The organism is Brevundimonas sp. GW821-FHT09G01 (assembly GCF_059416065.1).
Genome location: NZ_JBWKOL010000003.1, coordinates 229,460 through 251,347 on the forward strand (window position 1 = coordinate 229,460; position 21,888 = coordinate 251,347).

The following is a 21,888-nucleotide window of genomic DNA, read 5'->3' on the forward strand; positions in this document are numbered from 1 at the left end:
GCTCAGCCCAGTTCGCGGTGGAAGAAGGCGACCACGTCGTCCAGCACCGGGGCCTTCTTGCGGAACAGGGGCGAGAAGGTCGCGATCAGGTCCTCGTGCGACAGGCCGGGATAGAGTTTGGCCTCGCAGCGGCCGCCGACGGCGTGCATCCGCTCGCACAGGATGGTGGTGTCCTCGGCGTGAACGATCTTGTCCGTCGTACCGTGCCCGGCCCAGATCGGCGGGGCGTCGGCGCGGACGAAGGAGACCGGCTGGGTCAGGGTCAAGTCAGGCGCGCGGCCGAAGGCGTTGATCGAGGACGGCGTGTCCAGCGGCAGGAAGTCATAGGGGCCGGCCAGTCCGGCGGCGGCCTTGATCAGGTCCGGCGCCTCGACGGCCGCCATATAGCGGCGGTCCAGCGCGATCATCATGGCCAGATGGGCGCCCGCCGAATGGCCCATCACTCCCAGTCGGGCCGGGTCGCCGCCGTACTGCGCCGCGATCCGTCCGGCCATGGCGGTCGCCGCCGCCGCGTCCTCGATGAAGGCGGGGAAATGGACTTCGGGCACGAGGCGATAGTCGGGGACCACGACCACGAAGCCGCGCGCGGCCAGGGCCTGGGCCGCCCAGCCGTACAGGTCCTTGTCGCCCGCGTACCAGCCGCCGCCATAGAAGAAGACCAGCACGGGCCGCGGGCCGGTCGAAGGCGCGAGGGGCGTCCAGACATCCAGCGTTTGCCGGTCGTCCGGGCCATAGGACAGGTTGTGGGCGGCGCGGCGCACCCCTCCGTCGCGGGGACCCAGGCCGTTCAGCAGGCCGAGGGGAGAGCAGGCGGCGGCGAGGGCGCCGAGGGTCGGGACGAGAAGGCCGCGTCGGGTCATGCCCCAGATACGCACGAAGAGCCGCTCCGGACCAAGGCTGCGTCGCCTATCGGGCCGAAGAAATCAGCGCGCCGCAATTGGCGTCCTCCGCCAGGCCTGGATCGACGAAGGGCAGGAGGGCGATCAACGGATTGACCACGGCGCCGAGGACGCCCGCCAGCCCGGCCTGGGCCACGACCGAACCGGTGTCGATGCCCACATGCGGCGCGGTCAGCGGTCCCTGCACCACGATGGGCGACCAGAGCCGGACCAGCCGCGCCTGCTTGGTCTCGCCATCGATGCGCAGGTTCATCGTCTCGGCCCCCAGGTCGATGGTCCCCGCGCCCCGGGCCAGCACCGGGGTGGTGTCGATGACGAAGGTGCGGGCGGTGGCGGTCCCGCCGGCGACGCTGAAGTCCGCGACGCCGCAGCGGATCTCGGTCGTGGACTCGTCGCCGCCCAGCAGCCTGAACAGGCCCGCCGTGGCGTTGATGCCCAGCAGTTCTGCGAAGGCGGAGCGCATCTTGCCGTGCGGCACCACCAGCGTGATCTGTCCCTTGGAGGCGGCGGCGAAGTCATGGATCGAGGCGCCGGGGCCTTCCAGCCGGGCGCGTCCAAGGGCGCTGCCGGTCACGGTGGGGGCGCCGCCGCGCGCGGGAATGATGGATTCCAGCGGATAGCCGCGCAGACGGAAGTCGATGGCGCTGTAAGGGGTGTCGCGCTTGGCGTTGATCCGCGCCGTGCCGCGAAGTTCCCCCCGGTTGAAGTTGAAGGCGACCGGATCGAGATCGAGGACGGCGTCCTTCAGCTCCGCCCCCAGCTCGACCTTGCGGATATCCAGCTCGTTCCGCTTCACCTGGGCGGCGGTGTATCTCAGCGTGCCGTCCATGGCGCGCAGGCGCTCGACCGCCAGCGGGGCGTCGGGCAGCAGGCGGCCGGGCTGGCCGGAGGTGACGACCGTATTGCCCGCGGGGGTCACCGTCGGTCGACCGCCCAGCACCGAGGCCAGGTCGTCGATATCGAGCAAGCGGGAGTGCAGCACCGCGTCGACGCGGCGGCGGTCGCCGACCTTGTCGACCACGAGGTCGCCGGACAGGTCCGAGGAGCCGACTCGACCGGCGAAGTCGCTGAAGGTGAATTTGGCGTCGTCGCGGGTCAGGGTCCCCGACAGGCGATAGGGAGGGGTGTTCGGCGTCGTGATGCCGGTCAGCAGGTAGAGATCGGCCAGGTCGCGGCCCTGCAGGCTGAGGGTTGAACGGAACTGGCCCAGGTCGAAGGGCCGGGTGATCGAGCCGCGCGCCTCCAGCCGGGAGCCGACGCCCGCCAGCGTCGCCTGGAAGGCGTAGGGATGGTCTCGGCGGATGTTGATGAAGGGGCCGCCGTGCACGGCCAGCGTCAGGGGCGTGCCGTTGATCGTGCCCTCGCCCTGCAGATTGAAGCCGGCCCGACCGTCCGAGCCCTCGCGGGCGGTGACGGTCGCCTCCAGCCTGATCTTGCGGCGCTGTTCATCGAGCGAAATCTCGCCGTCGCGAATGATCAGCCGGTTGATCGGCGGCAGTTTCAAGCCTTGTCCGTCGTCTGGCCTGTCCGGGTTCAGCTTCCAGCTCTGGCGGCCGTCCTCGGTGGCGATCAGCACGGCCTCGGGACGGGTGATGGCCACCATGGGCATCTCGATCCGGCCTATGAAGAGGGCGCGCAGCCGCACCGAGGCCTGCAGGTCGGCGACGCGCAGGGTGTCGCGCTCCCGCGCCCAGACGGGGCCGCCGACGCGGATCTCGCGGGCCTGGACCGACGGGGTCCAGCTGAACAGCTTCACGTCGAGTTCGCCGTTCAGCTCGATCTCACGCTCGTACTTCGCCGAGGCCCAGCGGCCGATCGGACCGCGCAGCCAGTTCCAGTCGAACAGCATCAGGAAGGCCACGACGGCGAGGATCAGCAGCAGGGTGATGGCGACGGCCGTCTTCTCGGCCGGTCCCGGGCGGCGGGCGGCGGCGATGAAGGGGTCGTTGTCGCGCCATTCCCGCAGACGGGCCCCCGCCGGAGCCAGGGCGCGGTCGCGGAAGGCCAGCCAGTTCGGATTGTCTTTCAAGGGGTTGGGCAATCGGTACGGCTCCGTCGAAGCCTGCACAACGCATGAGGGGACCGAAAGCCTCAGGACCGGCGTTTGGCCTCATGTCAAATTTCATACTTTCAAACGTCACATAACATTTACATCTGCTGCGTTTGGCGCATTATTCGCTCCGAGTCCTGAGCATTTCAGGCGTTCTGGAGGAACTCCTATGCGCACCATCCGCGCCCTTGCCGCCCTCGCGGTCGCCGCGTCCGCCCTGTCGGCCCTGCCCGCCGTCGCCCATGATGCGGCCCAGTCGTCGACGGCCCGACCGGTGCTGGTCTGCGGCACGGACGCCGCCACCCGCCGCGCCTTCACGCGGGAACACGGCGCCGCGCCGGTGTTCATCACCGCCCGCGAAGCCCTGGCGCTGCAGCCGTCCGATCCCGCCTGGTCGACGCCGCGTTGCATGACCTCGGTCGAGCACGCCCGCTACGTCAGCGCCGCGACCACCTACGCCCGCACCGCCCGCTAGTACCGGACGACGGCCATGAAAAAGGGCGCTCCCGGCGGGAGCGCCCTTTCTCTTGCCTGAAGCGGCGATCAGTTCGCCGGCTTCAGATACCTGTCCAGCCAGCCGAACACCTCGTTGTGCCATTGCAGGCTGTTGGCCGGCTTCAGCACCCAGTGGTTCTCATTGGGGAAGAACAGCAGGCGGCTGTCGATGCCGCGACGCTGCAGCGCCGTGAAGGTCGACAGGCCCTGGGCGGTGGGAATGCGGTAGTCGAGGTCGCCCTGGACCACCAGCATCGGGTCGCGCCAGTTGGCCACGTGGTGGACCGGGTTGAACTGCTCATAGCCCTGCGGGTTCTCGTACTGGGTGCCGCCGTATTCCCACTCGGTGAACCACAGCTCCTCGGTGCCGTAGCCCATGCCGCGGATGTCGAAGACGCCGTCGTGGTTGACCAGGCATTTGAACTCGCCCGGCCAGTTGCCCGCGATCCAGTTGATCATATAGCCGCCGTAGGAGGCCCCGAGGGCGCAGGCGTTGTCGCCGTCCAGGAAGCCGTATTTCGCCTGCGCGGCGGCCCAGCCCTTCTGCAGGTCCTCGAACGGGCGGTCGCCCCAGTGCTGGCTGATCGAGTCGGTGAAGGCCTGGCCGTAGCCGGTCGAGCCGTGGAAATCGATCATGACGACGGCGTAGCCGGCGCCGGCGTAGGTTTCGGGGTTCCAGCGGTAGGACCAGCCGTTGCCGAACGAGCCCTGCGGCCCGCCGTGGATCAGGAAGGCGACCGGGTATTTCCGCCCCTCGACATAGTTGGCCGGCTTGATGACGTAGCCGTGGACCGTCTCGCCGTTCCAGCCCGGGAAGTTGAACTGCTCGGCCTCGCCGAAGGCCTTGGCGTCCAGCTGCGGGTTCACATTGGTGATCCGGGCGGGCATCTCGCGGCCCCGGAAGGTCTTGACGAACAGCTCGCTGGGCCGGGTCAGGGTGTCCTGGGCGAAGACGAAGCCCGAAGGGGTCTGCTGGAAGGCCGAGACGTGACCCGGGCCGGTGATCGGCACGACCGAGCCGTTGCGGACGTCGATCGAGAAGATGCGAGTCTGCCCGACGTCGCCGGCGGTGGTGTACAGCGTCCGGCCGTCCTTCGACCATTGCAGGGTGTCGGCCGAGCGGTCCCAGTCGGCGGCGATCTGACGGGTCTGGCCCGTCGCCACGTCGCGCAGGAAGATCGAATATTTGTCAGCCTCGAAGCCCGGGCGGGCCATGGCGCGGTAGGCCAGGGTCTTGCCGTCCGGCGAGTAGACGGGGCCGGTGTCCCAGGCGTCGTTGGCGTCGGTCAGATTGGTCAGCCGGCCCGGTTCGGCGATGGCGACTTGGTAGAGGTCGAAATTGGTGCTCCACGGCTCGGACTTGCCGGCCTCGCGGGCCGAGAAGACGATGCCCTGGCCGTCCGGGGTGAAGGTGAACTCGCTCTCGTCGCCGAAGGGCTTGGAGGGGGTGTCGCCGTCGAAGCCGCGGGTGACCCAGACCGGGTCGCGGCCGCCGGCCGTCGGAACCACGAACAGGTGGTTCTGCGTGCCGTCGTTCCAGGTGTCCCAGTGGCGCACGAACATGCGGTCATAGGTCTGGCCGGTCGAGGGATCGTCGGCCACGGCCTTGTTGCGGTCCACCGTGCAGGCCAGCGTCTCGCACTCCGGGAAGACGGCCAGCGACACGGCCACCTGCGCGGCGTCGGGGCTGAGGCGGTAGGCGTTCACGTCGAGCGGCAGATTGGTCACCTGCACCGGGGCGGTCCCGTCGGCCTCGGCGCGCCAAACCTGGCTCGAGCCCGAACGGCCCGAGAGGAAATACAGCTTGCCGTCCGAACCCCAGCGGGCGGTGTTGGCGCCGCCCTCGTTGATGGCCAGACGGCGGCCTTCGCCCGGGTTCTGCAGGTCGATCACGAACAGGGCGCCGGCGCGGCGATTGGCGGCCACGTCGGTGGTGGTCAGCGAATAGACGACCCAGCGGCCGTCCGGCGACACCTGCGGATCGCCCAGCCGGTTGGCCGAGATCATGTCGTTGTAGTCGAAGGCCTCGCGCGCCTGGGACGCCGCCGGAGCGGGGGAGGCGGCGGGCGCCTCGGCCAGGGCGGGGACGGCGGTCGCCAGCGCGATGGCGGCGACGGCGCACGAGAGCAGGGAGCGGTGACGCATGGGCGGTTCCTCATGGCTTGATCGCCAACTTGGCCGCTGGCGTAGCACCACGTGAAACGCAGCGAAAGTCGCGCTCCGTCGCCTCACTCAGCCGTGTAATGGTCGGTCCAGGAGAGGATTTCCGACTGCCAGTCGACCCAGTTGCGCGGCTTCAGGACCCAGTGGTTCTCGTCCGGCACATGCACGAAGCGGCTTTCGATCCCCCGCCTTTGCAGGGCCGAGAAGGTCCCCAGCCCCTGTTCGACGGGCACGCGGAAGTCGCGCGAGCCGTGCAGCACCAGCATGGGCTTGGACCAGTCGCCCACGTAGGTGTTGGGGCTGAAGGCGCGGTACAGCTCCGGCTTCTCCCATGAGGCGCCGCCGAACTCGGAACTGAAGTTGCCGATGTCCATGGCGTTCATCAGCTGGCCCACGTCGAACACGCCCGCGTGGTTGACCAGGCAGTCCCACGGCCCGTTCCAGCGTCCGGCGATCAGGTTGACCATGTAGCCGCCGTAGGAGGCGCCCAGGGCGCAGGCGCGTCCGCCGTCCATCCAGCCGTTGCGGTCCAGGGCGGTCTGCCAGCCCTTCTGCAGGTCCTCCAGCGGGCGGTCGCCCCAATGGTCGTTGATGGCGTCGGTGAAGGCCTGGCCGAAGCCCGGCGAGCCGTGGAAATTGACCATCACCACCCCGTACCCGGCGCCGGTGTAGATCTGCGGGTTCCAGCGGTAGCTCCAGCCGTCGGTCCAGGGCGACTTGGGCCCGCCGTGGATCAGATAGACGACCGGATAGCGGCGGCCCTCGACAAAGCCTGCCGGTTTGAAGGTCCAGCCCTGCACCGCCTCGCCGTTCCAGCCGGGGAAGCTGAAGCTTTCGCCCGCCGGCAGGTCGGTCCCGGCCAGCAGGTCGGCGTTGTGGCGGGTCAGGGGCGTCAGGCCGTCGCGGCCGGCCTCGACGATCTGGGACGGGCCGGTGAAGGTCTCGCGCGCCAGCACCAGCCGATCACCCGCCGCGTCGAAGCCCGACACCGTGCCCTGGTCGGTGATCGCCCGGACCGCGCCGGTGCGGGCGTTGATCTCGAACAGCTTCTGCTGGCCGTTCTCGGCGGCGAGCACGTACAGCGCCTGACCGTCGGGCCGCCAGCGCAGGCCCGCGGCGCCGCGATCCCAGTCGGCGGCGACCGGCCTGGCGTTGGCGCCGTCGGCGTCGGCGATCATCAGGACAGGCTGGTCGCCGTAGACGTTCTCGCGCCGCCCGGCCAGCCAGGCGAGGCGGCGGCCGTCGGGCGAGAAGGTCGGATTGGAATCGGGGGCGGTGTTGGCCTGGGTCAGGTTCACGGGCGCGCCGCCCGCGACCGGGACCGTCCAGACGTCGGTGTTGTTGGTCAGGGCTTCGGTGCGGCCCTGGGTCTGGGTCTGGAAGACCAGCCGGGTCCCGTCGGGCGACAGGGTGAACTCGCTGTCGTCGCCCAGCGGCCGCGAGGGCGTGTCGCCGTCCAGCCCGCTCATCAGATCGCGCGGCGTCCCCGCCGCGAGGCCCGAGGCGTTGAGGGTGAGGGCGAACAGATGGCTGCGCCGCCCGTCGTTCCAGCTGTCCCACGGCCGCAGCGGCAGGCGGTCATAGCCGCGCACGGTCGAGCCCGGCGCGGCCTGCGCCTTCAGCCGGTCGCGCGTGCAGTCCAGGTCGGCGCAGTCGAGGAAGACCGGCAGGGCGACGATCAGGGTCCGGCCGTCCCCGGACAGGCGGAAGGCGGTGACGTCCACGGGCAGGGTGGTGACCTGGGTCGCGGCCTGGCCGTCGCGGTCGGCGCGCCAGACCTGGTTCGACCCGCCGCGGCTGGACAGGAAATAGACGCTGTTCCCGTCCGGCGCCCAGCGGCCCGAGGCCGCGCCGCCGTCGGATGCGGCCAGCCGGCGCGAGGTCCCGTCGGCCTCGATCACCCACAGGGCGCCGACGCCGCGGTTGCCCGCCCAGTCGGTGGTGCGCAGGTTGTAGAGGACGCGGCGGCCGTCGGGCGACAGGCGGGGATCGGAAGCCCGCTCCATCATCGCGAGCTGGCCGGGGCTGAGCCCGCCGGCCGCCGTGGGCCGGGTCGAAGGCGCAGCGTCCGTCGCGGCCGGCGCCTTCGCGGGAGCCGGCGTCTGGGCCGATGTCTGGGCCGAGGCCGGAACCGCGCCCGCGCCGAGCGCCAGCACCGCCGCGCCGACCAGAAGTTCCATCCGGATCGCCATCTTCACCCCTCCAGGTCCAGCGCAAGAGGTAACACGCTTCCCGCCGCCGCCAAGCCGCTTGCCGTCCGCCCCGCGAGCGGCGACAACCGGCCTCGAATGACCGCCCCCGCCGCCGCCATGCCCGTTCGTCCCGCGCCGCACATCTGCGACGTGCTGATCGCCGAGCGCGCGCCCCGGCTGACGGCGTCGGCCTTCTGGCCGGTGGTGCGGCCGGTGCTGTACCGGCTGCTCAACTACCGCCAGGCCGTGCGCATGGCCGACGCGGTCCGGCCCCTCTCCGGCGCGGCGGCGCTGGACTATATGAGCGACCTGCTGGACCTGAAGGTCTCGGTGATGAACCCCGAGCGCATCCCGGCGACGGGGCGCTGCATCATCGTCGCCAACCATCCGACCGGCATCGCCGACGGGATCGCGGTGTTCGACGCGATCAAGACGCGGCGGCCGGACGCCATCTTCTTCGCCAACGCCGACGCCCTGCGGGTCTCGCCGCGGCTGGGCGAGACCGTCATCCCGGTGGAGTGGGTGGTCGACAAGCGCACCCGCGAGAAGACCCGCGAAACCCTGCAGGCCGCCAAGGCGGCCTTCGAGGCCGAACGCTGCGTGGTCATGTTCCCGGCCGGTCGGCTGGCGCGGATCGGCAAGGACGGCTCGGTGACCGATCCGGAGTGGGCCTCGACCGCCGCCTCCCTGGCGCGGAAATACGACGCCCCGGTGGTCCCGATTCATGTGGCCGGCCCCTATTCCCGCCTGTTCCACTGGTTCGACCAGGTGTCGCAGGAGCTGCGGGACATCACCCTGTTCCACGAGCTGCTGAACAAGCGGAAGAAGCCGTTCCAGCTGATGGTCGGCAAGCCGATCCCGGCCGCGCGCCTCGACATCGACGCGGGCAAGGCGACCTACGCCCTCAAGGCCTTCACCGAACGGGTCCTGCCCAGCCAGCCGGACGCCGACTTTGCCTGAGGCCGTCTTCACCCTGTCTGACGCGGACGCCACGACCCGGCTGGGCGCGGCGATCGCGCCCCTGCTGGCGCCGGGCGAGACGGTGCTGCTGTACGGGCCGCTGGGCATGGGCAAGTCGACGCTGGCGCGCGGCCTGATCCGGGCCCTGACCTCGCCCGACGAGGACGTGCCGTCGCCGACCTTCACCCTGGTGCAGTTCTACGAGAGCGATCCGCCGGTGGCGCATTTCGATCTCTACCGCCTGACCCGGCCGGAAGAGGCCGCCGAGATCGGGCTGGACGAGGCGCTGGACGAAGGCTGTGCGATCATCGAATGGCCCGAGCGGCTGGGCGAGGATCCCGGCCCCTGGCTGGGACCGGACCGGCTGACGGTCATCCTGGCCGAGGACGGCGACGGCCGCCGCGCGTCGGTGTCCGGCGCGGGCGCCTGGGCCGAGAAACTGAAGGACCTGAATGTCTGACCGCGAAGCCCTTCGTCTCGAGTTCCTGAAAGCCGCCGGCCTTGCCGAGGCGGTGCGCGATCCGCTGCCCGGCGACGCCTCGACGCGGCGCTATGAGCGGCTGACCACGGCGGACGGGCGGTCGCTGATGCTGATGGACCAGCCGGCCAACGCCGAAAGCCCGCCGGCCGATCCGGCGTGGACGCCGGCGCAGCGGCTGGCCTCGGGCTGGAACGCCACCGCGCGGCTGTCGGCGGGCCGGATCGAGGCCTTCGCCGCCGTGGCCGACCACCTGCGGGCGCTCGGCCTGTCGGCGCCGGAGATCATCGCCGTCGACGCCGCCGCCGGACTGGCCGTGCTGGAGGATTTCGGCGACGCCCTGTTCGCCCGGGTCATCGAGGCGGGAGAGGCCGAGGAGCCGCTCTATCTGGCCGCCGTCGAGGCCCTGGCCGCCCTGCACGCGGTCGAGCCGCCCGTGCGGCTGAGCGGGGCGGCGGGGGACTGGCCGCTGCTGGTCTATGACGAGACGGCGCTGCAGGGCGGGGCCGACCTGTTCGTCGAATGGATGCCGGCGCTGGACCCGGCCCTGAGCTTCGATGACGCCGCCGTCGCCGACTGGCGCGCGGCCTGGCGGCCTGTGGTCGAGCGCGGCGCGGCCGGGGCCACGGTCATGGCGCACCGCGACTATCACGCCGAGAACCTGATCCGCCTGCCGGACCGCGAGGGGGCGGCCATGGTCGGGATGATCGACTTCCAGGACGCCGTGCGCGCCCACCCGTCGTGGGATCTCCACTCCCTGCTGCAGGACGCCCGCCGCGACGTGGCGCCGGCGCTGGAGGCCAGGGCGCTGGATCACTATTTCAGCCTGCGTCCGGGCGTCGACCGGGCCGTGTTCATGCGCGACTACGCCGGACTGGCGGCGTTGAATGAGGCGCGCATTCTCGGCATCTTCGCCCGGCTGGTCGTGCGCGACGGCAAGCCGCGCTACCGCGCCTTCATGCCGCGCATGTGGGCGCACCTGAACGCCAATCTGCAGAAGCCGGGGCTCGAGACCGTCCGCGCCTGGTTCGACGCCCACGTGCCGGAGGCCAGCCGCCGATGACCGCTCCGAAGACCGCGCCCAAGACCGCGATGGTGCTGGCCGCCGGTCTCGGCACGCGCATGCGCCCCCTGACCGACGACCGGCCCAAGGCCCTGGTCGAGGTGGCTGGACGCGCCCTGATCGACCATGTGCTGGACCGGCTCGCTGATGCGGGCGTGGAGAAGGCCGTGGTCAATGTCCACTGGTTCGCCGATCGGCTGGAAAGCCACCTCGCGGCGCGCGGGCGCGGGCCGGAGATCGTCATCTCCGATGAGCGGGAAACCCTGCTGGAGACGGGCGGGGGTCTGAAGAAGGCCGCGCCGCTGCTGGGCGACGACCCGGTCTTCGTGGCCAATATCGACAGCGTCTGGCTGGATCGGGACGACGCCCTGAATCAACTCGCCCGGTTGTGGAATCCGTCAATCATGGATGTCGCGCTTCTTCTCGCGCGGCGCGAAGGCTCCATCGGGTTCGAGGGCGACGGGGATTTCTTCCTGGGCGACGACGGCAAGCTGACCTTCCGGGGCGAGGCGGCGTCCGCGCCCTTCGCCTATATGGGCGTGCACATCTGCCGGCCTGACTATGTCGCCGACGGTCCCGAGGGGGCCTTCTCGCTGAGCCAGTTCTGGCGCCGATCGGCGGCGGCCGGGCGGCTGTACGGCGTGGTCATGGACGGCGACTGGATGCACGTCGGCGACCCGCAGGCCCGCGACGAGGCCGAGGCGAAGCTGACTGGAGCGGTATGACCGCGCGGTTCGATCCCTTCGCCGGAGAGACCCCTCGTTGGTACGCGGTCGAGGCCTATCGCCCCTTCCTCGAGGATCTGGCGGCGGGCGTGCTGGACTGGCTGGGCGACAGGCCGCCCGAGACCCTGTCGGACGCGGTCATCCTGCTGCCCAACCGCCGCGCGGCGCGGGCTTTCACCGCCGCCCTGACGAAACAGGCGGGCGGTCGGCCGGTGCTGTTGCCGCAGGTGCGGCCGCTGGGGGATCTGGAAGAGGACGAACCGCCCTTCGCGCCGGGCGAGGTCGGGCTGGACCTGCCGCCGGCCATCGCCCCCCTGACCCGCCGCTTCGAGATGGCGCGGATGATCGTCGAGGAATTCCGCTCGGACCTGTCGCCCCTTCGCGCGCTGGAGCTGGCGGACGCGCTGGGCGGCTTCTTGGATTCCTGCCACCTGGAAGAGATCAAGGACATCGGCAAGGTCGCGACCCTGGTCGAGGGCGATCTGGCTGAACACTGGCGGGAATCAGCGCGGTTTCTTGGTCTCGCCGTCGAGACATGGCCGAAGCGGCTGGCCGCGCTCGGGCTGGTGGATCCCGCCTGGCGACGGGCGAAGCTGCTGCGGCTGCTGGCCGACAGCTGGGAGACGCGACCGCCCGAGCATCCGGTGATCGCCGCCGGCTCGACCGGTTCGGCGCCGGCCGCTGCAGACGTGCTGGCTGCGGTCGCCAAGGCGCCGCAGGGTTGCGTCGTCCTGCCTGGACTGGATATCGACCTCGATCCGGCGGTCTGGTCCCGGTTGGGAGACAACGAGCAACACCCGCAGAACGCCCTGTGGCGATTGCTCGAGGGCCGGGTCGAGCGCGAAGCCGTGCGCCGCTGGTTCCGCCCGTCCGTCGAACCCGCCCTGGAGGCGCGCGGCCGCGCCCGCCAGCGGCTGCTCAACGAGGCCCTCCGGCCCGCCGACGCCACCGACGACTGGCGCAAGCTGATCCGCGCCATGCGCGCCGAGGCGGCGGGAACCCAGTCGGCCGATCCCATCGCCGAGGGGCTGCGCGGCCTGTCGGTGGTCACGGCTCGAGCCGAGGAGGATGCGGCGGCGGCCATCGCCCTGATGATGCGCGAGACACTGGAGACGCCGGGCAAGACCTGCGCCCTGGTCACGCCCGATCTGGCGCTGGGCCGCCGGGTGGCGGCGCGGCTGGAGCGCTGGGGCGTCAGCGCCGACGTGTCCTCGGGCCAGCCCCTGTCGCGCATGGCCGGCGGGCGGCTGGTCGATCTCGCGGTCCGCTTCATCGCCGACCCGCTGGATCCCCACGCCCTGCTGGGCCTGCTCAAACATCCGCTGGTCCGGCTGGACCTTGGCGAGACAGACTTCCGGGCCGCGGTCGAGGCGCTGGAGGCCTTCGCCCTGCGCGGTCCGCGCCGCCGTGACTGGTCCCGCGCGCGCAAGGCCCTGTTCCAGGCGGGACAGCCGCGCGACGACGGACGGATTCCGTCGGACGTCACGCAGGCGAGACTTTTGGCTGCGCGGCTCTTGCTGGACCGCCTCGAGGCCCTGTTCGCCGAAGCGAGGACGCCGTTCCTGGACGAGGCCCCGCTGGACGCCGCGGCGCGCGCCCTAACGGGGCTGATCGAGGCGGTGGCGGGGCAGGACGCCTGGGCCGGACCGGACGGGGAGGCGGCGGCCGGCCTGCTGTCGGCCCTGATCGAGGGCGGCGGGTCCCTGGGCGCCGTGTCGCGCGGCGACTTCGCCGAACTGGTTCACGGCCTGTTGACCGACGAGACGGTGCGCACCGGCGGAGCGACCCAGCCGCGCCTGCGCATCCTCGGCGCCATCGAGGCCCGTCTGGTGCGGGCCGACCGCATGATCCTGGCCGGACTGGAGGAGGGAGTCTGGCCCAACGCCGCCCCGACCGATCCCTTCCTGTCGCGTCCCATGCGCGGGACAATGCAACTCCCGCCGCCCGAGCGGCGCCTGGGCCAGACGGCGCAGGACTTTGTCCAGGCGGCCAGCGCCGACGAGGCCATACTGGTGCATTGCGAGCGGCGCGGCGGCCAGCCGGCGGTCAAGTCGCGCTGGCTGTGGCGGCTGGAGATGCTGACGCGGGGCGCCGACACGCCCACGACGCCGGTGTCGATCGCCCGACCATCCGCCGTCCTGGATCAGGCGCGGACGCTGGACGCGCCCGCGCGCCTGACGCCCGAATATGCGCCCCGACCCGCGCCGCGCCCGCCCGTGGACCGGCGCCCGCGCGAGCTGCCGGTGACCGGGGTCGAGCGCTGGGTGCGCGATCCCTACGCCGTCTATGCGCGTTATGTCCTGAATCTGAGACAACTCGACCGGCCGGGTCAGTCGGCCGAGGCGATCGCGCGGGGGAACGCCGTCCACAAGGCGGTTGAACGGCTGACCCTGTCCTGGCCCGACGTCCTGCCCGAGGACAGCGCCGACCAGCTGGAACGGTTGCTGCTGGAGGAGCTGACCTCGGCCGGGTTCGAGGACGCGGCCATGGCGCGGGAGACGCCGCTGGCTCGCAACAGCGCGGTCTGGCTGGCCGGGTTCGAGGCTGAACGCCGGGCGCGCGGGGTTGAAATCCGGGTCGAGGAACGGGTCGAGATGCTGATCCCGGCCCCGGCGGGACCGTTCAAGCTGACCGCCAAGGCCGACAGGATCGAACTGTCGGCCACGGGCGCGGCGGTGCTGGACTTCAAGACCGGCTCCATCCCCTCGCCGAAACAGGTGCGCACCGGCTTCTCGCCCCAGCTGACCCTGACCGGGGCCATCCTGGCCGAGGCCGGGCTGAAGGATGCCGGGCCGGTCGAGCCGGAGGAGTTGACCTATGTCCGCGTCGTCGGCCGCAAGGAGCCGGGGCAGGCCGCGGTGCGGGCGGCGGGCGCGGAGGCGATGGCCCTGTCGCAGGCGGCGCTGGCGGGGCTGACCGCGCGGATCGAACGGTTCGACCATGAGGAGACGCCCTATCTCAGCTGGGTCGCGCCGCAGTTCATGGGCAATTTCGGCGGCAACTACGACCACCTGGCGCGGGTCTGGGAGTGGCATGTGGTCGGCGGCGACGAGGGGGATGCGGAATGAGCGCGCGTATCCTGCCTGATCCCGCCCAGATCGCCGCCGCCGACCCCGGCCAGTCGGTCTTCGTCACCGCCAACGCCGGCTCGGGCAAGACCTCGACCCTGGTCGACCGGGTGGCGCGGCTGCTGCTGCGCGAGGTCCAGCCGGGCGAGATCCTGTGCGTGACCTACACCAAGGCCGCCGCCGCTGAGATGCAGGCGCGGCTGTTCGACCGGCTGGGCGAATGGGCGGTGATGGACGACGCCGGCCTGGCGCAGTCGCTGGCCGATCTGGACGGGCGCGATCCGGCCCGCCTGTCGGGGCCGGAGCTGTCGGACGCGCGCCGTCTGTTCGCCAAGGCGCTGGAGACGCCGGGCGGCCTGAAGATCCAGACCATCCACGCCTTCTGCGAAAAGCTGCTGCGCCGTTTCCCCATCGAGGCCGGGGTGACGCCGGGCTTCACCGTGCTGGAGAACGAGGCGGCGACGGCCCTGTCGCATTCGGCGCGCGAGGATCTGGCCCGGGCCGCCCTGCGCGACGCCGACGGCGTGATCGGCCAGGCCTACAGCCATTTCGCGGTCGAGCTGGACTGGGCCTCGTTCCAGTCGCTGCTGGCCATGATCGAGACCGAACGGGACAAGCTGGTCGCCTATACCGCCCGCGTCGCCGACGGGACGGCCCCGGGGCCCCATGCGGTGGCGGGCGCCCATCCCGAGGACACGGTCGAGGGGCTGGAGGCCGACTTCATCCGATACCTCGACCGGGGCCAGTGGCTGGAGACGGCGGCGGCCATGGCGACGGGCTCGACCAACGACCAGAAATGCGCCGACCGGATGCGAGAGGCGGCCTGGACCTTCCCCGGGCTGGCCAATGTCTTCCTGACCGGCGGCGAGCCGCGCAAGGCCATGGCGACGGCCAAGGCGCCGCCCGCGGCGGGCGCCTTGCTAATGGATCTGCAGCTGAAATACGTCGCCGTGCTGGAGCGGCTGAAGCGGGTGAGGGTGGCGCGCGACACCATCCATGTCCTGACCCTGGCCCAGGCCCACGCCCACCTCTATGACCAGGCCAAGATCGCCAAGGGCGCGCTCGATTTCGGCGATCTGGTCGCGCGCACGGTGGACCTCCTGACCCGCCGGGCCTCGGCGGCCTGGGTGCTGTACAAGCTGGACGGCGGAGTCGAGCACGTACTCGTCGACGAGGCGCAGGATACGGCGCCCCAGCAGTGGGACATCCTCAAGGCCCTGACCGAGGGTTTCTTCGCGGGCGAGGGCGGGCGGCGCTTCACCCCCATGCCAGCCTCGGGGGAGAGGCTGGACCGGACGGTCTTCGCCGTCGGCGACGAGAAGCAGTCGATCTACTCCTTCCAAGGAGCCCGGCCCGAGCGTTTGCGGCAGGAGGCCCAGCGCTATGACATGCTGGCGCGGGGCGCGGACGCCCGGTTCGAGGGCGTGGAGCTGGCCAAGTCCTTCCGCTCGACGCCGGAGGTGCTGGGCTTCGTCGACGCCGTGTTCGAGGGCGCCGAGCGGACCCGCGCCCTGGTCGGCGCCGGGCTGGCGGCCATCCCGCCCCATGCCGCCATGCGCGAGGGCCAGGCCGGATCGGTCGACCTGTGGCCGCTGCACGAGGAGATCAAGGGACCGGAGCGCGAAGCCTGGGATGCGCCGGTGGACCATGAGTCCGTCGCCTCGGCGCGCAAGCGGCTGGCCGCCGACCTCGCCGCGGACATCAGGCGTCAGGTGGAGACCGGCGTGGCCGTGTACGATCGCCGGACGCGACAGCCGCGAGCGTCGGGCTATGGCGACTTCCTGATTCTGGTGCGCCGACGCGACGCCACCTTCGAGGAGATCATCCGCGCCCTGAAGTCGGCGGGCGTGCCCGTGGCGGGGGCGGACCGGCTGAAGCTGTCGTCGCACATCGTCTTCGACGACCTGATCGCGCTCGCCCGCTTCGTCCTCTATCCCGACGACGACCTGTCGCTGGCGGGGGTGCTGCGCAGCCCCTTCTGCGACGTGGACGAGGACAGCCTGTTCGCCCTGGCCGGGGCGACGGCGAAGCGCGGCCGGCTGTGGCGGGAATTGCGCGATAGAGCCGGGGAGCGGCTGGAGTGGTCTCGCGCGCGGGACATGCTGCAGTTCGCCCTGTCGGCGCGGGATCGCGATCCGTTCGGCTTCTTCTCGGCCCTGCTGAACCGCGTGGACGAGACCGGAGTCTCGGGCCGGGCGCGGGTGCTGCGCCGCCTGGGCCGCGAGGCCGAGGAGGCGATTGACGAGACTCTGAACCAGGTGCTGGCCGCCGAGGATCGCGGCGCGGTGGATCTGGAAACCTGCGTCGCCCGGCTGGAGGCCGCGGACGTCGAGGTGAAGCGCGAGCTGGAGGGCCCACGCGGCGAGGTGCGGGTCATGACCGTACACGGGGCCAAGGGGCTGGAGGCGCCGGTGGTCATCCTGCCGGACACCACCAGCCGCGCGAAGGCGCAGGGGCCGGCCCTGATGCCGGTGGCGCTGGAAGACGGTTCAGAGGCGTGGCTGATGTGCCCCGGCCGCTCGGCGGATGACTGCGAGGCCTCCGCGGCCGCACGCGACGCCCGGCAGGCGCGCACCGACGCCGAGACCCTGCGCCTGCTCTACGTCGCCCTGACACGCGCCCGCGACCGGATCGTGATCATGGGTCGGGGAAGCACGAAGACGAAGACGGGCTTCGACGAGGGCAGCTGGTGGGATGTCCTGACCGGGACCTTCGATCAGCTCGGCGACCGGGTGCATGAGGCGGACGGGGTGCGCCGGTTCGGCGCCGATCCGGCCCGGCTTCCACCGCAGGGAGCCGCGACCGCGGCCACGATGGTCGTTCCGGCCTGGGCGGGGGTATCGCCGGCGCCCGATCCGACCGCGCGCATCGCGGCGCCGTCGCAGATGGACGAGGTGCTGCGTCTGCCCGCCCCGTCGCCGCTGGCCGTGGCGGCGGGAAGCCTCGGCCGGTTCCGGCGCGGCGACCTGATCCACCGCCTGCTGGAGCGGTTGCCCGAGATCGCGGCGGCCGATCGGCCCGATGCGGCGCGACGCCTGCTGTCCCGTGAGCGAGACCTCAGCGACGATCAGCGCGGCGAGATGATCGCCGCCGCCTTCTCGGTGCTGGAGGACGCCCGCTTCGCCCCGGTGTTCGGCCCCGGCTCGCGGCCTGAGGTGGCCCTCACCGGACGGGCGGCGGGCGTCGCCGTCTCCGGGCGGATGGACCGGCTGGTGATCACGCCGGACAGGGTCCTGGTCGTCGACTACAAGACCAACCGCCCGGCCCCGGACCGGATCGAAGACGCCGATCCGGCCTATGTGTTGCAACTGGCGATCTACGTCTCGATACTGAGACAGATCTATCCCGACCGCCCGGTCGAGGCGGCGCTGGTCTGGACCGACGGGCCCAAGCTGATGCCCGTGCCCGCCGCCCTGATGGACGCCGCCCTAGTCCGTTGATTTGCCGCCTCCGGCATCCCACATCGACTGCAACGGGCCGGAATCACCCTATGATGGCCGGCTGATTTTATGAGGCGCGCCTGCCTGGCGGGCCGCCAGGAGAACCGCAATGGCCACCGTCAAGGTCACCGACGAAAGCTTCGAAGCCGATGTGCTGAAGGCGTCCCAGCCCGTGCTGGTCGATTTCTGGGCGGAATGGTGCGGCCCCTGCAAGCAGATCGGTCCGGCGCTGGAGCAGATCGCCGACGAACTGCAGGGCCAAGTCACCATCGCCAAGGTCAACATCGACGACAGCCCGATGGTCCCGTCCAAGCTGGGCGTGAAGGGCATCCCGACCCTGATGCTGTTCAAGGACGGCCAGATGGCCTCCATGAAGGTCGGCGCCATGCCCAAGGGCAAGATCGTCGAATGGCTGGCTGAAAGCGGCATCACCTCCGCCTCGTCCGCCACCGCCTGATCGTCAGGTCGGCCAGGTCTCGCGCGCCGCGCCCAGGACCTCGCCGGCCAGATACAGCGACCCGCAGATGACCACGCGCCCGGCCCCGAGCCGGAGCGCGTGCGTCAGCGCCTGTTCCACGGTTCCAGCCGCCGTCGCGCCCAGGCCGTGGCCGCGCGCCACCGCCGCCAGCGCCTCGGGTTCGGCGGCCGCGCCGTCGAAGCCGACGGTGAAGACGGTCGCGCCGGACTCCTTCAGCGCCTCGAAGAAACCGCCGGCGTCCTTGTTGCCCAGCATGCCGACGATCAGGGCCGTGGGTCGGGGCGCCGAGGCCTGCCGCCGGGCCAGGGTCAGGGCCAAGGCCCGGGCCGCGTGCGGATTGTGCCCGCCGTCCAGCCACAGCTCGGCGTCGGCGGCCCGGGCGGCTTCGGCATAGGGGCCTTCGGTCAACCGCTGCATCCGGGCCGGCCAGCGCACGGTCCGCAGGCCTTCAGCGATCGCGGCCTCGGGCAGGTCGAGCTCCAGCGCGGCGGCGACGGCCAGGCCCGCGTTGTCGATCTGATGCGGTCCCGCCAGGGCGGGCGCGGGCAGGTCGAGGAAGCGCTCCTGATCCTGGAAGGCCAGCCCCCCGCGCTCGGCCCAGGCGTCGAAATCCACGCCCATGACGGTCAGGGGCGCGCCCACGGCCAGGGCGGCGGCCTCGATGGCCTCCATCGCCTCCGGGGCCTGCCGCGCGATCAGGCCGCGCGCGCCGGGCTTGAGGATGCCCGCCTTCTCCACGGCGACGCCGCGCAGCGAGGTTCCGAGGAACTCGGCATGGTCCAGATCGACCGGGGTGATCAGGCTCAGCAGCGGGCGTTCAATGACGTTGGTGGCGTCCAGAACACCGCCCAGCCCGACCTCGATAATGGCCAGGTCGGCGGGGGTCTCGCTCATGGCCACGAAGGCGGCGGCCGTGGTGCTTTCGAACACCGTCGCCTCGCTCGCCACCGCCTCGATGCGGTCGAGGATGGCGTTCAGGGCCTCGTCGGTGATCAGTTCGCCCGCCAGCCGGATGCGCTCGTTGAAGCGCACCAGATGGGGCGAGGTATAGACGTGGACCTTCAGCCCTGCGGCTTCGGCGATGGCGCGGAGCAGGGCGACGGTCGAGCCCTTGCCGTTGGTGCCCGCGACGTGGATGACCGGCGGCAGGCGATGCTGCGGCTCGCCCAGCGCCGCGCACAGGACACGCATCCGGTCCAGCGACAGGTCGATGCGCTGGGGGTGCCGCGCGCGCAGGCGTTCGGAAATCGGGTCCATGGCCGCTTTTTACGCGGCCCGGCGCTTCCCGCCCATCAGCATCGACAGGATCTGGCCGAGCGTGTGCGGCAGGTCGGCGCGGGCGACGACCTTGTCGACCATGCCCTTTTCCTGAAGGTACTCGGCGCGCTGGAAGCCCGGGGGCAGTTTCTCGCGGATGGTCGCCTCGATGACGCGCGGACCGGCGAAGCCGATCAGGGCGCCCGGCTCGGCCAGGTGGACATCGCCCAGCATGGCGTAGCTGGCGGTGACGCCGCCCGTGGTCGGATCGGTCAGCACCACGACGAAGGGCAGCTGGGCCGCCTTCAGCTCCTGGATGGCCAGGGTGGTGCGGGCCATCTGCATCAGGCTGAGCGCGCCCTCCTGCATCCGCGCCCCGCCTGCGGCGGTGAAGCAGACCAGGGGCACGCCGCGCGCGACGGCCGCCCGGGCCGCGGCGATGAAGGCTTCGCCCGCGGCCATGCCCAGGGAGCCGCCCATGAAGGTGAAGTCCTGGACGATGACGACGGCTTCGCTGCCGCCGACCTCGCCGAAGCCGATGGCCATGGTGTCCTTGCGGCCGGCGGCCTTGCGGGCCGCGTTGAGGCGGTCCTTGTAGGGCTTGCCGTCCGAGAATTTCAGCGGGTCCTCGGGCACCTCAGGCGTTTCGATGGACTCGTAGGCGCCGTCGTCGAAGGTGAAGCGCAACCGCGTCGGCGCGTCGATGCGCATGTGACGGCCCGACGGCGTGACCCACAGGGCGCCTTCCAGGTCCGAGCGGTACAGCATGTCGCCCGTGTCGGGGTCCTTGACCCACAGATTGTCGGGCGTGTCGCGCCGGCTGACGATCTTGCGGACGCCGGGTGCGAAGCGGGACAGCCAGCCGCCGCGCTTCTCCTGCTGGGGTTTGTTCTTGTCGACCATGGGCGCGCTTTAGACGGTTTCTGCCGCGCGCGCACCCTTCACGGCGTCCGCGAGGCTGCGCACCTTGGCCAGAACGCGCGGGGCGGCGGGTTCGTTCGCCGCCAGGGCCGCGGCGACCTCGTCCACCAGCACCGAGCCGGCGACCACCGCGTCGGACACGCGCGCCACCTCGGCGGCCCGCTCGGGCGTCTTGATGCCGAAGCCGACCGCGACCGGCAGGCCCGAAGCCTTGCGCACCCGTTCGACCGCCGGGGCGACCGAGCCGGCCTGGGCTTCCTTGACCCCCGTCACGCCCGCCACGGAGACGTAATAGACGAAGCCCGAGGTGCGTTCGGCGATGATCTTCAGCCGGTCGTCGTCCGAGGTCGGCGTCGCCAGGCGGATCAGCGAAACCTGATGGGCGTCCAGGGCGTCGGTGAGGGGATCGGCCTCTTCCGGCGGGCAGTCGACGACGATGACGCCGTCCACGCCGCTGGCCGCCGCGTCGCGGGCGAAGGCCTCGTGGCCGTAGCTCTCGATGGGGTTCAGATAGCCCATCAGGATCAGCGGGGTGTCGGCGTCGCCGTCACGGAAGGCCCTGGCCAGCTCCAGCGTGCCCTTCAGCGTCAAACCCGCCTTCAGACCGCGCAGGGCGGCGCGTTGGATCGGCGGCCCTTCGGCCATCGGATCCGAGAAGGGGAAGCCCAGTTCGATGATATCGGCGCCGGCGGCGGGCAGGCCGCGCAGAATCTCCAGCGCCTCGTCGCGCGAGGGGTCGCCGGCCATGACATAGGCGACGAAGCCGGCCCGGCCCTCCGCCTTGAGGGCGGAGAAGCGGGCGTCGATGCGTTGGGTGGTCATTGGGCGTTCGGTGCGGGGAGTGAGTTTAGGGACAGGCAGGTCTGCCCGGCCTGGTTGACCACCCCGACGTAGCCGGGGGTGTCCGGGCGGGATTCGGGCTGAATCTCGACATCCCAGAAGCCGAAGATGATCATCCGATCGCACTTCCCGTCCGCCAGGGGCTTCTGCAACCAGATCGAGCTTGAGGTCTGGGTGAGGGGAACCCAACCATTGCGCTGGGCTTCGCCCGCGAAGGTATAGGCGACCTGCGGGATGTACTGCATCGGAGCGGTCACGCAGCGCATCGGCACGCCCGGGCCGGCGATCCGTTCCGTCAGGCCGCCGCAGTCGGGGGAGGGCGAGAGCCCCGGCGTCTGGGCCGCGGCTTGCGGGGCCGCTGCGAGGGCGGCGACGAGGGCGAGGACGCTCAGCATCATTGTCTCGGGGCGGGCGGGCCGGAGATCGGCCCGGCCGGCGCGGCGGCGCAGACGTTGCCGGGAATGGCGGCGAAGGCCAGCCAGGCCGCAGCGCCCGGCGCCGGGACACGGGTGTCGTCGGCGAAGGCGAGCATCTGGAAGCCGTCGCAGCCGCCATCCGGCTTGCGCTTGACGTAAATGATCAGGTTGTTGTCCCCGCCGGCGGCGAGCCAGCCCTGTTCCTGGAAGGCGGCGCTGTAGGCGTCGACCGCATCGTTGACGCCGGCCTGGGTCGTCGTCACGCAGAAGGCCTGCTGGGCGATGGCGGTCTTGCCGCCGCAGGTCGGATCGGCGGTGACCCGCTCCAGCTCCGGAATCTCCACCTGCAGGGCCGCCGGCGGCGTCTGGCCCATGACCAAGGTCGGGGCGGCCGCCGCGCACAGGGCCGCGGCGGCGGCCAGAATGAGGGTCTTCATGATACG

The 21,888-nt window shown here is 71.3% G+C and carries 17 protein-coding genes; 8 read left to right on the forward strand and 9 right to left on the reverse strand.

Annotated elements, in window-relative coordinates:
• Window positions 1-2: 2 nt before the first annotated feature.
• Both AC07NB_RS08545 and AC07NB_RS08550 read right to left on the reverse strand, forming a co-directional pair.
• On the reverse strand, window positions 3-875 hold the full coding sequence (locus AC07NB_RS08545; RefSeq protein ID WP_291835881.1) for an alpha/beta hydrolase: 873 nt from the start codon (window positions 873-875) through the stop codon (window positions 3-5).
• A gap of 31 nt (window positions 876-906) precedes the next feature.
• Complete coding sequence (locus AC07NB_RS08550; RefSeq protein ID WP_494570437.1) at window positions 907-2,940, reverse strand: AsmA family protein; 2,034 nt, start codon at window positions 2,938-2,940, stop codon at window positions 907-909.
• A 178-nt stretch (window positions 2,941-3,118) separates the two neighbouring features.
• On the opposite strand from AC07NB_RS08550, the gene AC07NB_RS08555 reads away from it, so the two are divergent.
• On the forward strand, window positions 3,119-3,424 hold the full coding sequence (locus AC07NB_RS08555) for a hypothetical protein (RefSeq protein WP_291835886.1): 306 nt from the start codon (window positions 3,119-3,121) through the stop codon (window positions 3,422-3,424).
• A gap of 68 nt (window positions 3,425-3,492) precedes the next feature.
• Here AC07NB_RS08555 and AC07NB_RS08560 read toward each other — a convergent pair whose 3' ends face one another.
• Together AC07NB_RS08560 and AC07NB_RS08565 are read right to left on the reverse strand one after the other, a co-directional pair.
• Window positions 3,493-5,589 carry a S9 family peptidase gene (locus AC07NB_RS08560; protein WP_494570436.1) on the reverse strand — a complete coding sequence of 699 codons (2,097 nt, stop codon included), beginning with the start codon at window positions 5,587-5,589 and terminating at the stop codon, window positions 3,493-3,495.
• A gap of 83 nt (window positions 5,590-5,672) precedes the next feature.
• Entirely contained in the window at window positions 5,673-7,799 is a 2,127-nt protein-coding gene (locus AC07NB_RS08565) for a S9 family peptidase (RefSeq protein ID WP_494570435.1), read from the reverse strand.
• 96 nt (window positions 7,800-7,895) lie between these two features.
• On the opposite strand from AC07NB_RS08565, the gene AC07NB_RS08570 reads away from it, so the two are divergent.
• The 7 genes from AC07NB_RS08570 (at window position 7,896) to trxA (ending at window position 17,990) form a co-directional block, all read left to right on the forward strand.
• Complete coding sequence (locus AC07NB_RS08570; RefSeq protein WP_494570434.1) at window positions 7,896-8,759, forward strand: GNAT family N-acetyltransferase; 864 nt, start codon at window positions 7,896-7,898, stop codon at window positions 8,757-8,759.
• Complete coding sequence (gene tsaE, locus AC07NB_RS08575; protein WP_494570433.1) at window positions 8,752-9,219, forward strand: tRNA (adenosine(37)-N6)-threonylcarbamoyltransferase complex ATPase subunit type 1 TsaE; 468 nt, start codon at window positions 8,752-8,754, stop codon at window positions 9,217-9,219. The genes AC07NB_RS08570 and tsaE overlap by 8 nt, the downstream gene beginning before the upstream one ends.
• Entirely contained in the window at window positions 9,212-10,300 is a 1,089-nt protein-coding gene (gene amgK / locus AC07NB_RS08580) for an N-acetylmuramate/N-acetylglucosamine kinase AmgK (RefSeq protein ID WP_494570432.1), read from the forward strand. Before tsaE ends, amgK begins: the two co-directional genes overlap by 8 nt.
• Before the next feature lie 29 nt (window positions 10,301-10,329).
• On the forward strand, window positions 10,330-11,025 hold the full coding sequence (gene murU / locus AC07NB_RS08585; RefSeq protein WP_494570643.1) for an N-acetylmuramate alpha-1-phosphate uridylyltransferase MurU: 696 nt from the start codon (window positions 10,330-10,332) through the stop codon (window positions 11,023-11,025).
• Entirely contained in the window at window positions 11,022-14,093 is a 3,072-nt protein-coding gene (gene addB, locus AC07NB_RS08590; RefSeq protein ID WP_494570431.1) for a double-strand break repair protein AddB, read from the forward strand. The genes murU and addB overlap by 4 nt, the downstream gene beginning before the upstream one ends.
• Window positions 14,090-17,533 carry a double-strand break repair helicase AddA gene (gene addA, locus AC07NB_RS08595; RefSeq protein WP_494570430.1) on the forward strand — a complete coding sequence of 1,148 codons (3,444 nt, stop codon included), beginning with the start codon at window positions 14,090-14,092 and terminating at the stop codon, window positions 17,531-17,533. The genes addB and addA overlap by 4 nt, the downstream gene beginning before the upstream one ends.
• Before the next feature lie 109 nt (window positions 17,534-17,642).
• A complete protein-coding gene (gene trxA, locus AC07NB_RS08600) occupies window positions 17,643-17,990 on the forward strand; it encodes a thioredoxin (protein WP_291833835.1) in 348 nt (115 codons plus the stop codon).
• Between the two features lie 3 nt (window positions 17,991-17,993).
• Here the strand turns inward: trxA and AC07NB_RS08605 are convergent, their stop codons facing one another.
• Genes AC07NB_RS08605 through AC07NB_RS08625 form a run of 5 tightly spaced genes read right to left on the reverse strand, consistent with a single transcriptional unit; the run spans window position 17,994 to window position 21,882 of the window.
• Window positions 17,994-19,268, reverse strand: a complete 1,275-nt coding sequence (locus AC07NB_RS08605) for a bifunctional folylpolyglutamate synthase/dihydrofolate synthase (RefSeq protein WP_494570429.1) — start codon at window positions 19,266-19,268, stop codon at window positions 17,994-17,996.
• A gap of 9 nt (window positions 19,269-19,277) precedes the next feature.
• Window positions 19,278-20,171, reverse strand: a complete 894-nt coding sequence (locus AC07NB_RS08610; RefSeq protein WP_291833841.1) for an acetyl-CoA carboxylase carboxyltransferase subunit beta — start codon at window positions 20,169-20,171, stop codon at window positions 19,278-19,280.
• A gap of 9 nt (window positions 20,172-20,180) precedes the next feature.
• Window positions 20,181-21,011 carry a tryptophan synthase subunit alpha gene (trpA, locus tag AC07NB_RS08615; RefSeq protein WP_492311836.1) on the reverse strand — a complete coding sequence of 277 codons (831 nt, stop codon included), beginning with the start codon at window positions 21,009-21,011 and terminating at the stop codon, window positions 20,181-20,183.
• Entirely contained in the window at window positions 21,008-21,424 is a 417-nt protein-coding gene (locus tag AC07NB_RS08620) for a hypothetical protein (protein ID WP_492311835.1), read from the reverse strand. Before AC07NB_RS08620 ends, trpA begins: the two co-directional genes overlap by 4 nt.
• On the reverse strand, window positions 21,424-21,882 hold the full coding sequence (locus tag AC07NB_RS08625) for a hypothetical protein (protein ID WP_494570428.1): 459 nt from the start codon (window positions 21,880-21,882) through the stop codon (window positions 21,424-21,426). Before AC07NB_RS08625 ends, AC07NB_RS08620 begins: the two co-directional genes overlap by 1 nt.
• Window positions 21,883-21,888 lie beyond the last annotated feature (6 nt).

Coding starts and splice junctions, on each gene's coding strand:
- AC07NB_RS08555 (WP_291835886.1), top strand. CDS start 3,119: ATGCGCACCATCCGCGCCCTTGCCGCCCTCGCGGTCGCCGCGTCCGCC.
- AC07NB_RS08560 (WP_494570436.1), bottom strand. CDS start 5,589: ATGCGTCACCGCTCCCTGCTCTCGTGCGCCGTCGCCGCCATCGCGCTG.
- AC07NB_RS08565 (WP_494570435.1), bottom strand. CDS start 7,799: ATGGCGATCCGGATGGAACTTCTGGTCGGCGCGGCGGTGCTGGCGCTC.
- AC07NB_RS08570 (WP_494570434.1), top strand. CDS start 7,896: ATGACCGCCCCCGCCGCCGCCATGCCCGTTCGTCCCGCGCCGCACATC.
- amgK (WP_494570432.1), top strand. CDS start 9,212: ATGTCTGACCGCGAAGCCCTTCGTCTCGAGTTCCTGAAAGCCGCCGGC.
- murU (WP_494570643.1), top strand. CDS start 10,330: ATGGTGCTGGCCGCCGGTCTCGGCACGCGCATGCGCCCCCTGACCGAC.
- addB (WP_494570431.1), top strand. CDS start 11,022: ATGACCGCGCGGTTCGATCCCTTCGCCGGAGAGACCCCTCGTTGGTAC.
- addA (WP_494570430.1), top strand. CDS start 14,090: ATGAGCGCGCGTATCCTGCCTGATCCCGCCCAGATCGCCGCCGCCGAC.
- trxA (WP_291833835.1), top strand. CDS start 17,643: ATGGCCACCGTCAAGGTCACCGACGAAAGCTTCGAAGCCGATGTGCTG.
- AC07NB_RS08605 (WP_494570429.1), bottom strand. CDS start 19,268: ATGGACCCGATTTCCGAACGCCTGCGCGCGCGGCACCCCCAGCGCATC.
- AC07NB_RS08610 (WP_291833841.1), bottom strand. CDS start 20,171: ATGGTCGACAAGAACAAACCCCAGCAGGAGAAGCGCGGCGGCTGGCTG.
- trpA (WP_492311836.1), bottom strand. CDS start 21,011: ATGACCACCCAACGCATCGACGCCCGCTTCTCCGCCCTCAAGGCGGAG.
- AC07NB_RS08620 (WP_492311835.1), bottom strand. CDS start 21,424: ATGCTGAGCGTCCTCGCCCTCGTCGCCGCCCTCGCAGCGGCCCCGCAA.
- AC07NB_RS08625 (WP_494570428.1), bottom strand. CDS start 21,882: ATGAAGACCCTCATTCTGGCCGCCGCCGCGGCCCTGTGCGCGGCGGCC.